The sequence below is a fragment of the Plantactinospora sp. A48 genome (assembly GCF_055793945.1).
In genome coordinates this window covers 37736-52311 of record NZ_JBTIXF010000022.1, presented here as the reverse complement: position 1 = coordinate 52311, position 14576 = coordinate 37736, and the positions used below count along the sequence as shown (strand labels likewise).

At 75.6% G+C, this 14576-nt stretch carries 11 protein-coding genes; 10 read left to right on the top strand and 1 reads right to left on the bottom strand.

The window, feature by feature from the left end:
* The first annotated feature begins 5 nt into the window (after positions 1 to 5).
* The 10 genes from ACXN5W_RS14185 to ACXN5W_RS14140 all read left to right on the top strand — a co-directional run bounded on the left by ACXN5W_RS14185 (position 6) and on the right by ACXN5W_RS14140 (position 12197).
* On the top strand, positions 6 to 1721 hold the full coding sequence (locus tag ACXN5W_RS14185; protein ID WP_473158725.1) for a hypothetical protein: 1716 nt from the start codon (positions 6 to 8) through the stop codon (positions 1719 to 1721).
* On the top strand, positions 1721 to 2713 hold the full coding sequence (locus ACXN5W_RS14180) for a hypothetical protein (protein ID WP_473158724.1): 993 nt from the start codon (positions 1721 to 1723) through the stop codon (positions 2711 to 2713). Before ACXN5W_RS14185 ends, ACXN5W_RS14180 begins: the two co-directional genes overlap by 1 nt.
* Positions 2710 to 3876: a hypothetical protein gene (locus tag ACXN5W_RS14175; RefSeq protein ID WP_473158723.1), complete on the top strand. Its 1167-nt coding sequence runs from the start codon at positions 2710 to 2712 to the stop codon at positions 3874 to 3876. Before ACXN5W_RS14180 ends, ACXN5W_RS14175 begins: the two co-directional genes overlap by 4 nt.
* Before the next feature lie 194 nt (positions 3877 to 4070).
* Positions 4071 to 4910, top strand: a complete 840-nt coding sequence (locus ACXN5W_RS14170; RefSeq protein ID WP_473158722.1) for an inositol monophosphatase family protein — start codon at positions 4071 to 4073, stop codon at positions 4908 to 4910.
* A 99-nt stretch (positions 4911 to 5009) separates the two neighbouring features.
* Positions 5010 to 7841: a TIR domain-containing protein gene (locus tag ACXN5W_RS14165; protein WP_473158721.1), complete on the top strand. Its 2832-nt coding sequence runs from the start codon at positions 5010 to 5012 to the stop codon at positions 7839 to 7841.
* On the top strand, positions 7838 to 9253 hold the full coding sequence (locus ACXN5W_RS14160) for a DegT/DnrJ/EryC1/StrS family aminotransferase (RefSeq protein ID WP_473158720.1): 1416 nt from the start codon (positions 7838 to 7840) through the stop codon (positions 9251 to 9253). Before ACXN5W_RS14165 ends, ACXN5W_RS14160 begins: the two co-directional genes overlap by 4 nt.
* On the top strand, positions 9250 to 10266 hold the full coding sequence (locus ACXN5W_RS14155) for an ATP-grasp domain-containing protein (RefSeq protein ID WP_473158719.1): 1017 nt from the start codon (positions 9250 to 9252) through the stop codon (positions 10264 to 10266). Before ACXN5W_RS14160 ends, ACXN5W_RS14155 begins: the two co-directional genes overlap by 4 nt.
* On the top strand, positions 10259 to 11017 hold the full coding sequence (locus ACXN5W_RS14150; protein WP_473158718.1) for a class I SAM-dependent methyltransferase: 759 nt from the start codon (positions 10259 to 10261) through the stop codon (positions 11015 to 11017). Before ACXN5W_RS14155 ends, ACXN5W_RS14150 begins: the two co-directional genes overlap by 8 nt.
* Positions 11014 to 11604: a hypothetical protein gene (locus ACXN5W_RS14145; RefSeq protein ID WP_473158717.1), complete on the top strand. Its 591-nt coding sequence runs from the start codon at positions 11014 to 11016 to the stop codon at positions 11602 to 11604. The genes ACXN5W_RS14150 and ACXN5W_RS14145 overlap by 4 nt, the downstream gene beginning before the upstream one ends.
* A complete protein-coding gene (locus tag ACXN5W_RS14140; protein WP_473158716.1) occupies positions 11601 to 12197 on the top strand; it encodes a hypothetical protein in 597 nt (198 codons plus the stop codon). The genes ACXN5W_RS14145 and ACXN5W_RS14140 overlap by 4 nt, the downstream gene beginning before the upstream one ends.
* Here the strand turns inward: ACXN5W_RS14140 and ACXN5W_RS14135 are convergent.
* Positions 12126 to 14576 carry a hypothetical protein gene (locus ACXN5W_RS14135; protein ID WP_473158715.1) on the bottom strand — a complete coding sequence of 817 codons (2451 nt, stop codon included), beginning with the start codon at positions 14574 to 14576 and terminating at the stop codon, positions 12126 to 12128. The genes ACXN5W_RS14140 and ACXN5W_RS14135 overlap by 72 nt on opposite strands.

The following is a 14576-nucleotide window of genomic DNA, read 5'->3' as shown; positions in this document are numbered from 1 at the left end:
GACAGGTGTGGCTTGAGGCGGATCCCGCTGAACTGCGTTGGTTCCTGGAGGCGGCGGAGGTCTACTGGGCGAAGAACCTGCCCCGGCCGGACGACGGCGCGGTGGTGGTGGTCGAGGCGTTCCACCAGGACATCCGGGTCAACCTGCGCAACCTGGCGATGGCCAACGCGATCCGGCGGGTCCGGCCGGCCCGGTTGGTCGTGCTGACCGGCGTCGAGGACCAGTGGCGGCGCACCCTGTGGAAGGGGTTCGACACCGGGCTCGTCGAGCGGATCGCCCGGGGCTTCGGCGCGGTGGACGTGGTGGACGTGTGGCGGCTGGTCACCGCCGACCGGGTCGGGGAGCCGGCGACCGTGGCCGGCCGCCCGCTGCCGGCTGGCGGTCCGATCGACCCGGCCACCCTCGACTGGTACGTCGACGCGACGTACTGCCGGCTGTTCAAGGTGCCCCGGCTGCCGGCCGGGTACGCCGAGCGGGCCGACTACCGGCGGCGGCACGCCTACGCCACCGCCCTGTCCACCTGGTACGAGCGGCTGTTCGGCACCGGTGACGTGGCAGCGCTGGTCACCAGCCACGTCGACTACGACCAGTGGGGGCTGGCCGTCGAGTCCGCCCGCCGGGCCGGCGTACCGGTCATCCACACCCAGCAGACCGGCTGCCTCAAGGCGTACGGGCTGTTCCCGGAGCGGGACACCCGTACCGACACCTTCCGGGCCGAGCTGACCCGGCAGATCGGCGACGCCTTCGACCGGTACGTCTGGCCGAGCCGGGACGCGTTGCGGCCGGCGGCCGAACTCGTCGCCTGGCGGGCCAAGGTGAACCTGGGCCGGCCGAGCTGGTGGCGCGGCGGTGGCTCGGCCACCGTCGACCTGGCCGATCCGGCGCAGCGGGCCCGGCTGCGGCAGCACGTCGCGACCCGGCTGGGCTTCGAGCCGGACCGGCCGGTCGTCGCCGTGTTCAACCACGCCGTCTCCGACGCGCTCGGCACCAACCGGGAGGCGTTCGCCAGCCTCGCCGACTGGTTCACCGAGACCGCCCGGTACGCGGCTACCGACGGCGAGGCCCAGTGGCTGTTCCTGGACCATCCCAGCCAGGGCCTGTACGACTCGACCGGCTTCTTCGACTCGGTGGCCCGGGACCACCGGGGCGCCCGGCACCTGCGGTTCCGGCGCAGCGCGTCGCTGAGCAAGAACGCGCTGTGGAGCGTCGCCGATCTCGGCGTCACGGTGCGCGGCAGCGTCAGCAACGAACTGCCGGCGTACGGCATCCCGGTGGTCCAGGCCGGCTGGTCGGAGTGGAGCGCGTGCGGGCTGTCCATCGTGGCCGATGACGCCGAGGCGTACTGGCGGGTGTTGAAGCAGGCCGTGGCCGCCGTCGCCGAGGGCGCCGACCTGGTGACCGCCGAGCAGGTCCGGCGGGCCCGGTTGTGGCTCTGGCTGTATCGCAGCGGTACCGACGTGGTGACCCCGCTGGTGCCGCAGTGGGAGGTGTGGCCGGCGAACGACCTGCTGCGGTCGGTGCGGACCGCCTTCCGGCACATCGAGAGCGACGCGGACCCGCTGTTCACGGCGGTGGAGCGGATGTGGACCCGGCGGGAACCGATGCTCACCCGGGTCGACCTGGCCGCCGGCCTGCCGGCCGCCGCGCCCGCCCCGGCCAGCCTGTCCGCTCCGGCTGGCGCGTCCGCCGGGGACCCGGTCGGTCCGGTCGGAGGCCGGTGATGGGCGTCGGGGCCTGGTTCGGCACCGAACTGGACGAGCCGCCGGCCACGGCCACCATGCCGCTGGAGCTGTCCGGGGGGCAGGAACCGGCGCTCGCGGTGGTCGACCAGCTCGCCCGGGGCACCGGCATCGTCGGCCGGATCACCGGCGACGCCGGGGTGGCGATGCTGCGGCTGCCGTCGGTCGGCGGCACCGTCCGGGTGGCCGTGCGGGTGTCCCTCGACGACACCGCCACCCGCTGGTGGACCGACCGGGTACGCCCGGACCGGGGGCAGGCCGAGCGGCCCCGGCTGGTCCTGGTCCGGTCCCAGGGCCGGCTGCGCGGTGCCGTCGTGCTGGCTCGCCGGCAGGGTTGGCGCAACGGCGCCGGATCGTACGCGACGGTGACCTTCGACCTGGCCCCCGAGGAACTGGCCGACGGGTTGCTCGCGGTGGAACTGGCCGGTCCCGCCGGCACCCTGCCCGGTTGGGCCACCACGCGGCTGTCGACGAACGGGATCCTCGGGCTGCGCGTCGACCGGGTGAGCGTGACCGCCGCGCCCGGCGGCCCGCCGCCGGCGCCGGCCATCGAGGCGCACAGCGCGCTGCTGGTGGTACCCGCCGAACGGTGCGCCGGCGAGGTCGACCTGACCTGGCAGCGGGTGCCACCCGCGCCGCCGCCGCCCTTCCCGCCGACCAACCGGTGGACCCGGCAGAAACCGGCCCGGGCCGTGTTCAAGGTGTCCCGGCTGGCCCGCCGGGTGGCCGGCCGGACCACCGCCACCGTCACCCCGCCGCCCGGGCGCGCCGGTCGGCTGCGCTGCCAGGCCGTCGACCTGGTCAGCGGGGACGCCGTGCCGGTCACCGTGCGGCGCGACCGGGACCGGTTCACCCTCCGGTTCCCCACCGGCCCGGCCGGCCCGGTCCTGGTCGGCCTGATCGACCCCGCCGGGGTACGCCGGGAACGCACCGGCCGCCAGCCGGCCTGGCGCCCGGTGGGGGAGTGGGAATGAACCTGCGGTTCCTGGCCGGGCGCGATCGCGATCCGACGCTGGTCCGGCCCCGGCTCGGCAGGGATCCCGAGCGTAACCGGCGCGTCCTGCAGGAGGCGCTGGACGCCGCCCCGGGTGGGACGCTGCTGCTGCCCGCCGGCCGGCACGAGCTGTCGTACGGCCTGGTGGTGCCCGGGGGATGGACCGTGCGCGGCCCGGCACCGGCCGGTGGACCGGGCGGAAAGGCCGGCGACGCGGGGACGTCCGCCGGGGTGAGCGGCGGGCGGCCGGCGTCGGGGCCGCCCGCCACCGAGCCGGCGTCGGGGCCGCCCGCCACCGAGCCGGCGGCCTGGCTGGTCCAGGCCTGGCCGGACGAGCGGCCCGTCGTGCACGTGCTCGGCTCCGGTGTCCGGGTCCACGACCTGGGCCTGGCGCCGGCGCCCGCGCACCCGGGGGAGCACGGTGGCGACCGGGGCACCGGCGTGACCGTCGGCCGTTATCTCTACGCCGGTCCGGCCGACTGGATCCGCGACGTCGAGATCCGTGGCGTACACGTGCGGCGCCGTCCGGGTGACCGCACCGCGAACAGCATCGCCCTGATGGGCGCGGTCGCCGAGGTGACCGTGTCCGACGTCAGCGTGTTCGGCGGGTACACCGGGGTGGCGGTCCACTGGGGCGCCGTCGCCGACAGCGTGGAGTCGATCACCGGCCCGTCCTACCACCCGCACCTGCTGCGCCTGGACGAGCTGCGGGTCAGCGACGCCATCGAGGGCTTCTACCTCAGCTCGGTACACGACGTGACGGTCACCGGCGCCTGCCTGGGCAACGTGGACATGGGCTTCCGGCTGCTGCCGGGGGACAACACCGGCCGCTTCGCCGGCGACCCGGACTCGATCGGCCGCCGGATCGACGTCCGCGACGTCTGCGTGCGGTGGCGCGGCGACAACTACGCGGTGCGGATCGCCGGCTGGGGCCGCAGCGAGGTGGACGGCCAGGTCTCCACGCTGCGCTACGCCGACACCGTGGTCCGGGACTGTGTGCTGCGCCGGGTGGACGGCGACGCCGCCCGCTCGCTGGCCCCGCTGCTGCTGGAACAGGCGGCCGGGGTGCGGTTGCAGGGCATCCGGGTGGAGAGTGCCACGGACGAGCCGTGCTGCGCCCGCGCCGCCACACCCACCTCATGATCAGGTGTACGTCAGCGACGTTGCCCGGCCCGGAGAACGTCGCTGACGTACACCTGATCATGGACACTTCCGCCGACCGGCGGCGCTGGACGGCGCACCGGGGCCGGTGGCGTGGGCGGGGCCGGTTGGACGGCCGTTACGGGCTCGGCCGGTTGGACGTTACGGGCTCGGCCGGATAGGACAGGATGGGGTCCGTGGAGAACGATCTCGAACTCGCCCGCCGGGCCGCGCTCACCGGCGCGGCCGTCGGACTGCGGTACTTCGCGGCCCTCGCCGGGCTGCCCCGGGAGTCCAAGGCGGACGGCAGCGTGGTGACCGAGGCCGACCGGGCCGTCGAGGCCGCCATCCGGGGCGTGCTGGCCGAGGCGCGGCCCGACGACGCCGTCCTCGGTGAGGAGGCCGGCCAGGTCGGCCGGAGCCGCCGCCGGTGGATCGTCGACCCGATCGACGGCACCGCGCTCTTCGTCGCCGGCGACGACCGGTGGCTGGTGCTCGTCGCCCTGGAGGAGGACGACGAGATCGTGGTCGGGGTGGCCGCGGTCCCCGCCCAGGGCAGGATCTGGTCGGCCCGGCGCGGCGGTGGCGCCTTCGAGGCCGCCGTCACCGGTTCGCCGATAGCGGCGGGTGGCCTGTCCATGATGGAGGAGCGACGGATCGCCGTCGACCGCGACCGGCCGGACGTCCTGGCCGGCAGCCGGATCGGCGTGATCCCCACCGATGTCGCGGCGATCCCGGCGGAACGCGAGATGATCGCGCCGCTGACCGCCGTGGCCGTCGACTCGCCGTGGCGTACCCACGCCGCGCTGCTGATCGCCAACGGGGAGTTCGACCTCGCCGTCCAGACCAGGGGACAGGTCTGGGACTACGCCGCGATCTCGCTCATCGTCGCGGAGGCCGGCGGGCGTTTCGGCCGGCTCGACGGGGGTTCCCGGCCCGGTTCGGGAACGGCCCTGTACGCGCGCAGCGCCACCCTGCACACCGCCGCGCTGCGGTTGCTCAACCCGGAAGTCCGATCGGCGACACCGCCGGGGTGAATTGTGGCGGGTCGGCGTCGATCCGGTGCCCGAACGCCTCCGGCGGCCTGTCGTTCAGCCACTGGTTGATCACGGCAGGTCATTGCTAACGTGAGCCGCGTGACCTCAGGTGACCCTCGTACCAGGTCCCGGCCCACCGTCTTCATCAGCTCGTCCTGTTCGGACGAGGCGCTCGCCACCAAGCTCGCGGAGGCTCTGGGCGCCCGGGGCATCGAGGGTTTCGCGGCGGACCGGGAGGCGGCCGCCGGGTCCGGTCCCTCGGTCGAGACGGCCAGGGCGGTCGCCGGCTGTGACCTGGCGGTGTTCCTGCTGTCGGCCGAGGCCGTCGCCGGCGGACCGGTCCTGCGCGAGCTGGGCCTGGCGGTCGAGGAGCGCCGCCGGGTGGTCCCGCTCGCCCTGCCGGGCACGAACTATCCGGCGGACCTGCCCGCCGAGTGGACCTACCGGCTCAGCGCCGTCGAGGTGATCCCGTACCAGGGCCCCGACGAGGCCGTCGACCTGATCGACCGGCTCGTCGCCCAGGGAACCGGTCGCGGTGTCCCGGCCGCTCGTCCGGCCGGGCGGCGACTGCGCAGCGGCGCGGGCCGGATCACCCTCGACGTGACCGCCAGCATCCGCGCCGGGCGCGGGCTCGACGTCGCCCCGAGCGCCCTGCTGCGGGCCCAGAGCCGCGCGCTGCCGCTGATCGGGCGCGACGAGGAACTGGCCCGGCTGGACGCGTGGGCGTCGCGGGACGACCTGTTCGACGTCCGCCTGATCACCGGCGCGGCCGGGCAGGGCAAGTCCAAGCTGGCCACCGAACTCGGTAACCGCCTCGCCGCCGGCGGCTGGCAGGTCATCGACGTGGGTCGCGGGTCGTCCGCCGTCGACGTGGTGCGGCGGCTCGGCGACAACCCGAGCCTGCTGGTCGTCGACTACGCGGAGACGCGGGTCGACGAGTTGGCCGGGCTGGTCGAGGCGGTGGCCGACGCGGAGTTGTTCGCGACGGTCCGGCTGCTCCTGCTGGCGCGCGGCGCGGGCGAGTGGTGGACCCGGCTGACCAGCCGGAGCGCGGTCGTCGAGGAACTGCTGTCGACGAGCCGTACCCTCGGGTTGAGTGCGCTGACCGACGACCGGGACCGGACGCTGGCGATCTACCGGGCGGCCCGATCCGGCTTCCAGACCGCACTCGGCCTGCCGGTCGACGACCTCGCCGACGCGGCGTACCACCGGCAGCGGTCGGTGTACGACATCATCGAGGCCGCGCTCGCCGACGTGATGTCCGGCGCGGGTCAGCCGCCGGACGGCCAGCGGGACACCTCCCCGCTGCTGGCCCACGAGCGCCGGTACCTGCGGGCCGCCGCGGCGGACGGCGGCCTGGGCCACCTCGACGGTGTCGACCTGGACCGGTACGTCACGGTGCTGACCCTGTTCGGCGCCGACAGCGAACGCTCCACGATGGACCTGCTGCGGACGGTCGACGGCGACCTCGGAGCTGGCGAACTGCGGAAGCTGGCTCGGCTGTGCCGGCGGCTCTACCCGGGCGCGGACCTGTACGTCGAGGGGGTGAAGCCGGACTCGCTGGCCGAGAAACTGGTCGCCCAGGTCGTCGTCGACGACCCGTCGCTGATCGGTGGGAACACCCTGTGGCACGCCCCGGCGGTCGGTCCGGCCGGGCTGCGTCGGGCACTGATCGTCCTGGCCCGCGCGGCGGTCGGCCACCCCGCCGTCGTCCCGCACCTACGCCAGATCATCGCGGAGGCACGCCTCGAAACGCTGGCCGCGGCGATCGAGGTGAGCACGCAGGTGCCCGACCCGTCGATCCTCGTCGACCAGCTCCGACACGTCCTGGCGGCCCACGCCCGGGAACCCGCCGAGGCGCGGGCCATGCTGGCGCTGGTGCCCGACGAGACCGTCGCGCTCGCCGGGTTCGCCGCCGAACTGGCCAAGGTGGCGATCGGCGGCCTGCCACCGGAGGGCCGGCGCTCCCCGGCCGACGCCAAGTTCCTGATCGAGGCCTCCAACCGGTTCAGCGACGCGGGTTGGGGCGCGGCGGCGGCAACCGCCGCCGGATCGGCGATCCGTGATCTCGAAGCCGCCGGCGACAACCCGGCCGGCGACGACCCGGGGGCGCTGGCCCGGGCGCGTAGCGACCTGTCGAACCGGTTGTGGGAGCTCGGCCAGGTCGACGCCGCGCTGGAACCGGCCCGGCTGTCCGTCGACTGGTTCGCCCGGTTCGGCGCCGACGGTGTGGCCGCCGCGGCGGCCGAGAACAACCTCGCGTTCCGGCTGCTCGAGGCGGGCATGCTGGACGCCGCGCTGATCCACGCGAGCAGTGCCGTGCAGGGGTTCCGGGCGGCCGGCACCCACGCTTCGAAGTTCGCCGAGGCGGGGCTGGCGGCCTCGCTCAACAACCTCGCCTGCGTGCACGTCGCCCGCCGGGAGTACGGGACGGCGATCGGGTACGGAGCCGAGGCGGTCCGGATCCGGCGGGCCCAGGCGTTCGACAACCGGGACCGGTTCCTGCCGTACATCGCCCGGGCGCTGGCCAACACCGCGCCCGCCGCGCTCGCCACCGGCGACGTGACGGGTTCCCGCGGGCTGATCGCCGAGGCTCGGGCGCTGCACGAGATCACCTCAACCAAGGCGCCGATCTTCGCGTACGAGCAGGCGGAGAGCGCCACGATCGACGCGGTCATGCTGGCCACCCTGGGCCGGACCACCGAGGCGCGGACCGCGCTGGACTTCGCGGCGGGGGTCCTGCGGCCGCTCGGCGGACTGGGCGAGCTGCACGATCGGCTGGCCGAGGCGATCGAGCACAACCTGCGGGGTGTGCGTCGAGGCACCCCGGTCGCGTGGTCCGAGGTCGACACCATCCGGCACGGCGTTCCGGCCGACCAGGTCACCGCGGTCCTGCTGCTGCCGCAGGTGCTGGAGTACAAGGACCTGTGACCGCCGCGTCCACGCCACCGTCCGGACAGCCGGTGCCGCCGCCGGAAAAGTCGGGGCCGCCGTCCGAGCGGCAGCCGCCGCGCGAGTGGCCGAGCTATTCGGCGGAGGCCGCCCGGCGGGTGGCCGCGCTGGTGGACGCCGGCACGGGGGTCTTCGACTATCGCGGCGGGGGGCCGGTGCTCGACCTGGAGCGGGAGTTCTCGGCCCGGCACGAGGGTCGGCTCGCCCTCACCTTCAACTCCGGTACGAGCGCGTTGTTCGCCGCCTACGCCGCGCTCGGCCTGGCGGCCGGCGACGAGGTGCTGGTGCCGAACCTGACCTTCCTGGCGACCGTGTCCCCACTGCTGTGGCTCGGCGTCACACCGGTGCTCTGCGACTCCGGCGAACGGGAGCCGGGGCTCACCCCGGAGACGATCGAACGGGCCGTCACGGATCGGACCAGAGCCGTCGCGGTCACCCACGTCTTCGGCGCGCCCGCCGACATGCCGGGAATTCTCCGGGTCGCCCGGCGACACGGCCTGGCGGTGGTGGCCGACTGCTCACACGCGCACGCCTCCACCATCGACGGGCGGCCGGTCGGGGTCTTCGGCGACGTCGCCGTACACAGTCTCGGCGCCCAGAAGATGGTCTCCGGCGGTCACGGCGGCGTCCTGCTCACCGATGACGTCGCGGCCCGGGACAGCGCCCTGCTCGTCGGGCACTTCAAGCCGAGGGCCCGGGTGGAGGTCAGCACGGCGACCCTGCGGGCGCAGGCGGAGTTCGGGCTCGGCGGGAACCTGCGGATGAGTCCGCTCGCGGCGGTGCTCGCCCTGGACCACCTGACCCGGTTGGACGAGATCGTGGCCGACAAGCTGGCCAACGTGGCGGTGCTCGACGCGGCGCTGGCCGGTCGGCTACGACCTCTTCCCGCGCCGCCCGGACGGGTCAACCGCACCCACTTCGACCTGGTGTACGAGCTGCCGGCCGGCGCCCCGACCGCGCTGCGGGACCGGGTGGTGGCGGCGCTGTGCGGTGCCGGGGTGCCGGCCCGGGTGCCGGCCACCCGCCCGCTGAACCGGTTGCTGCGGACCATCGCCGCCAACCCGGCCGACCGGAGCGGACAGCTGTGGCGGCGGCTCGCCGAGACCGCCGGCCGGGCGCCGGGGGACGATCTGCTGCCCAACAGCACCGGGCTGCACGACAGGCTGATCAGCTTTCCGGCCACCCGACTGCACGGCCCTCCCGCCGGGGCGCAGCCGGAGCCGGGTTGTGGCGGAGGTGAGCACCGGCCCGCAGCTCCCGCCGGGGCGCAGCCGGAGCCGGGTTGTGGCGGAGGTGAGCACCGGCCCAGAGTTCCCGCCACGTCGTACGCGGCGGAACTCGCCGACGCCGTCGACCGGGTCGACTGGTCCGCGCTGCTGGGCCGGGCATGACCGGGCGGCGCCTGACCGCGCTGTCGGTGGAGAGCCTGCGCGGGTGGTACCCGGTCTTCGCGGATCCGGCCGACCCGGTGGTCTACCTGGGCGCGGATCCGCACCGCCCGGCCATCGCCGTCGGGGACCTCCTCGCGGCGGCCGACGGCGCGGTCATCGAGATCCTGTCCAGTCACGAGTCGTTGCGGCGCGACGCGGTCCTCGCGGATCGGCTGCGCGCCGCCGGAGCCGCCGTGGGTTGCCAGTCCGCGCCGGCCATCGCGGCGGCGACGGACAAGGTGCTGTTCAAGCGCCTCCTCGACGACGCCGGGCTCCCCACCCCCCGCTGGGGAAACGGCGATCCGCCCGCCCCGGTCGCCGCCTCGGCGCTGGCGAAGCGGCGCGGCGGGACGCAGAGCCAGGGTCTCGGATGGGCGGCCGACGCCACCGGCCGCCCGGATGACCGGTACTGGGAGGAGTACGTCGACGGCGTCGAGTATTCGGTGGTGCTGCACCGGCGGGACGGCCGTACGTTGGCGTTCCCACCCGTGTGGAAGGGCGCGACCCGACGCGACCTGCTCCCGCCGTGGCGGCGCCTGCGGGTGTGCCCGCCGCCCGCCGCCGAGCAGGGCTGGGTGGCGCCGCTCGTCGACCTGGCGACCCGGGTGGCCGAGCTGCTCGACGTCTGGGGCTTCGCCGAACTCGAGTTCATCGTCGCCGACGGTGTCTGCCACCTCATCGAGGTCAACCCGCGCGTCTCCGGGACGTTGCGGATCGCCGCCATGGCCACCCGACTGCCCGTGTTCCGGCCGGGGGTGCTCCGGTCGGCCCCCCACCGGCCGCCGGCCGTCCGCTTCGCGGCGGAGTTGCCGTACGCCGGCGCCCCGCTGCTGACCGACGACGTGATCGCCACCTCCCGGGTCACCTGCGCCGCACCCACCGCCCGGGGTGTCCGGCGCCTGCTGGAGCGGCACGCCGCCGCCGAGGCGGTCGGCGCGGCGGGCTGGCCGGCCGGCTGGGGTCCGGGTGACTGACTACGACGAGGCCGGCTACCCGCGCCGGTTCGCCCGGGCCCGCGCGCTGAGCGTCGAGGCGCACCGGGCCTGGACCACGGCCCTGGGGCACGCCGGAGCGGACCGGGTCCGGCCGACCGTCCTGGACCTGGGGGCGGGGACCGGCCGTTTCGGACCCGTCGTGGCCGCGGCCTGGCGGGCGCGGCGGATCGTCGCCGCCGACCGGTCCACCGGGATGCTCCGGCAGCTCGACCCGGCGAACCCGGCCGTCCCGGTCTGCGCGGACATGGCGGCGTTGCCGTTCCGGACCGGATCGTTCGACGCCTGCCTGTGCTCGATGGTCCTGCACTACAGCCCGGATCCGGGCGCGGTCTGCCGGGAGATCCGGCGGATCCTCCGTCCCGGGGGTGTGCTGTGCGTACGGACCGGTGTCCAGGAGACCATCGCGAGCTTCGACTTCCTGCGCCACTTCCCGGTGGCGCTGGCCAGGGAACGCCGGGTCATGCCGGCCCGGGACCAGGTGGTCGGCTGGCTCCGCGACGCCGGCTTCGGCGACCTGACCGTCCGCACCGTGGCGGTCACGCCGCCGGGTGGGCGGTGGGCGCACCTGCGTAGCACCCTCTCCCGGGGGTTCCCGTCGCTGCAACTGGTTCCCCGGCCCGCTTTTCTGCGCGGTGCGGTCGCGTTGGCCATCGACACCGCGCTCGCGGCGGCGGCCCGCCGACCGGTCCCGGCGGAGCGGACGTTGCTCGTCACGGGGACCGCCGGATGAGCCGCACCGCGTTCCTCGCCCACCCGGTCACCGGGACCGGTCGGGCCGGTGTCGTCGCCGACGCCGTCCGGGAACTCCGCCGGGAACTGCGCGGTCTGGGCTGGACGATCCGTCCCGAGACCATTGTCGACGGCACCGTCGCGACCGCCCGGCTCCGCGCCGGCCACGGGCGGCGGTTGGTCGAGAGCAACGTGGAGCAGGTCGCCACGAGCACCGTCCTGGTGATCCTCGCCGACGAGGCGACCGGGGTGTCGAGCGTGTGGATCGAGGCGGGCGTGGCGCTGGCCGCCCAGGTGCCGACGGTGGTGGTCGCCCGGCCGGGAACCGCGCTGCCGTTCCTGCTCACCTCGGCCCTGGACGCCGGCCCGGGACGGTCGCCGGCTTTGGACGCCGAACCGGGGCGGTTGCCGGCGCTGGACGCCGGCCCGGGACGGTTGCCGGTCCGCCCGGAGCCGGGGCGGTTGCCGGCGTGTCACCGGATCACGGCCGATCTGCTCGACGGGACCGCCCGGGACCGGCAGGTCGGGGTGCTGCGGGTGGCCCGAGACATCACATCCTGGGCGGAACTGACGGGGGTGTGTGGATGACCGGGCTGGCGCAGATCCTGGCGGTGGCGGACTGCCTGCCGGCGGCACCGAGCCGGGGGCCGAAGATCGCCTGGGGCACGGTGCCGGACTGGCTGGGTGGCGTCGGCTCCGCGCTGAGCCTGGTCTTCCTCGCGGTCGCCCTGATCAGAGAGATCCGGGCCCGCAGGACCGACGAGGCGCGTCGGGACGACGAACGCCGGGACCGCGAGGCGCGGTACGCGCGTCGCGTGTCGATCGCGGTACACCAGGCCAGCGGGCTGAGCCTGGAACTCGAGGTCGCCAACGACAGCGACGGTCCGATCTTCGACATCGTCCCGGGCTTCGCCGGCGCGGCGGTCCGGAATCCGGTCCGGATCCGCCGGCTGCCCCCCGGCGAGTCGACGGTGGCGAGCGTGGGTTCCACGGCGCTGCTGGCCGGCGGCACCGACGTCGTGCCGACCGTGACCTTCACCGACGCCGAGGGCCTGCGCTGGAGCCGAACCGCAGCCGAGCAACCGGTCCGGCTGCTCGGTTCGGCGGTCTCAGCGCAGCCGGTAGACGGTGACCGGCCCGGCGACGTAGGCCGGCTCGGCCAGCCGGGCCAGCTCGGGTGAGACGTACCCGGCCCGGGTGTCGGCGAACAGCCAGCGGACGCCGTACCCGGTGCGCAACCGGGCCAGGTCGGCGGCCGTCGGAGCGGTGAAGGCCAGCTGGTTGCGGGTGTACACCGCCGGTGGCGCCTGGCGGGGGTACGGCCGCCCGTCGCGACCGTGCGCGGCCACGGCGGCATCGGTGTAGCCCCAGCTCTCCACCAGGGCACGCCGGCCGCCGAGCCCGGTCACCCAGAACGCCCGGGCGTCGCAGGCGGGCACCGTGACCACCGGCTGGCAGTGGACGTTGGTGGCCACCACGTCGTCGGCGCCGGCGTGCCGGTCCAACCACAGCGCGGCCCGCATCTCGGCGGCGGTCACGGTCACCCGCTGCGCGCCCTTGGCCGGCACGCCGCCGACCAGCAGCGGGAACAACGGCCGGACTCCGGCGGCCGTGCTGGCCGCCAGGATCACCGCCAGCACGGCCGCCGGCAGCCCGGTCCGCCACCGACGTGGTCCGCCCGGGCCAGGCCCGCCCGCCGCGACCGCCGGACCCGGTCCGTCCGGCACCAGCACCGGACCCGGTCCGTCCGCCGCGACCGGCGGCGCCGGCTTCTCCGGCCCGCGCCCGGTCCCGAGCGCCGGGGCCAGCCGGCGCGACACCGCCGGGCCGAACCGCCGGTACGCCGCCACGGCGATCAGCGCGGCCACCGTGCCGACCAGCACCGCGCGCAGCGTGACCCAGCCGAGGATCCCGGCCCAGGCGGCCCGACCACCGTCCGGCGCGGCGACTGGCGGCAGCAGCCAACCCACGGTCACCCCGGCGACGACCCCGGCCACCAGGGTCGCCGGCCGCCGGGGCAGGTCGACCAGCAGCCACACGGTGAGCAGCACCCCGAACGGCACCACGCCGATGAAGAAGTAGACCTGGCTCGCCGAGGGATGGAACAGCAGCCAGGACGCGGCCGTGCCGGCCGTCACCGTCCCGGCCAGCAGCCACCACGCCGGATCCGCGCGCGGTCCCGGGCGGGCCACGCCGGTCAGCCCCAGCAGCCGGGCCGCCTGCGCCAGCACCCACCAGGCGACCACGCCCGCCGCGAGCAGCCAACCGCCCGCGCCGGCCCCGGCCAACCCCGGCGGCAGCGAGCCGCCCGAGGTGATCGGATCGTGCTGCCCGAGCGTCTCCCGGTACGGCGCCAGCCAGCGCAGCACGCTGAACGCCTGCGGGGTGAGGGTGCCCGCGCCACCCCCGGCGAACAGCCGGGCACCGAACAGCGTCGTCCCGCCGAGCGCCGACACGGCGGCGAGCACCCGCCACGGTGGGCGTCGGGTCCGGGCCGCCAGCACCACCGCGGCCAGCAGCAGACCGGCCACCACCGGCGGCAGCGCGCTCGCCTTGCTGCCGGCGCAGGCCACGCCCAGCAGGGGCAGCAGCGCCCAGGCCGGACCCAGCCGGCGACCCCGTACCACGTCCACGACGAGTCCCACCGCCAGCACGGTGAAGGGCACGGCGTACGTCACCGACGGGCTCACGTACGAAACCGGTCCACCACCGGCCACCTCGGTCCGCAGACCCAGCGCCAGCGGGACCCCGAGGAACCCGGCCGCCGCGGCGACCGGCCCGGCCCACCGCCGTCCGGTCAGGTCCCGGGCCAGCCCCGCCGTGGTCAGCACCGCGACGGCCACCACCGGGACCAGCCACAACCGCAGCAGCACGGTGGCCGGGGACACCCCGGTGACCACGCTGGCGGTGGCCATGTGGGCGTCGGACAGGTAGTGGTAGCGCAGCACCTCCCCGGCCACCTGCGGCACCTCGAACGGCATCGACCGGGTCAGCTCGTGTACCAGCGCGAGGTGGTAGAGCAGGTCCTGGTAGTAGCCGGCGTCGGCGGGCGGCAGCGGGGTGTTCGCCCAACCGCGCACCACCACACCGGTGACCGCCAGCAGCACACCGGCCAGTGGCCAGGTCAGCCGTGGTGGCAGCGGCCGAGGCTCGGCGATCCGCCAGCAGCGGCGCAGCGCGGGCACCACGACGAACAGCGCCAGTACCGGAGCGGGCCACCAGCGCGGCACCGGATGGCCGGTGGCCGACGCCAGCGCCCACACCGCCAGTTCCAGCAGCAGCCCGACGGCGGCGCCGTAACCCAGGTCCTCCGGCAGGTTGCCCCGGCTGCCGCGGACCGCCCGGTGCACCAGGGTGCCCGGCAGCACGAGCCCGACCAGCCAGTAGGCGCCGTACCGACCGATGTCCGCCACCGGCGTACCGGTGCCGGCCAAGGCGGCCACCCACCCCGCGCCGGCCAGCAGCCAGGGCAGCGCCGCGACGAGCCGGTTCGGTCCGGTCGCGCCCTCCCGCGGGTCTGTCCGGACCGGCGGCGCGGGCGCGAGGGTGTCGACGGTCAT

Coding starts and splice junctions, on each gene's coding strand:
- ACXN5W_RS14145 (WP_473158717.1), top strand. CDS start 11,014: ATGAGCCGCACCGCGTTCCTCGCCCACCCGGTCACCGGGACCGGTCGG.
- ACXN5W_RS14140 (WP_473158716.1), top strand. CDS start 11,601: ATGACCGGGCTGGCGCAGATCCTGGCGGTGGCGGACTGCCTGCCGGCG.
- ACXN5W_RS14155 (WP_473158719.1), top strand. CDS start 9,250: ATGACCGGGCGGCGCCTGACCGCGCTGTCGGTGGAGAGCCTGCGCGGG.
- ACXN5W_RS14135 (WP_473158715.1), bottom strand. CDS start 14,576: ATGACCGTCGACACCCTCGCGCCCGCGCCGCCGGTCCGGACAGACCCG.
- ACXN5W_RS14175 (WP_473158723.1), top strand. CDS start 2,710: ATGAACCTGCGGTTCCTGGCCGGGCGCGATCGCGATCCGACGCTGGTC.
- ACXN5W_RS14180 (WP_473158724.1), top strand. CDS start 1,721: ATGGGCGTCGGGGCCTGGTTCGGCACCGAACTGGACGAGCCGCCGGCC.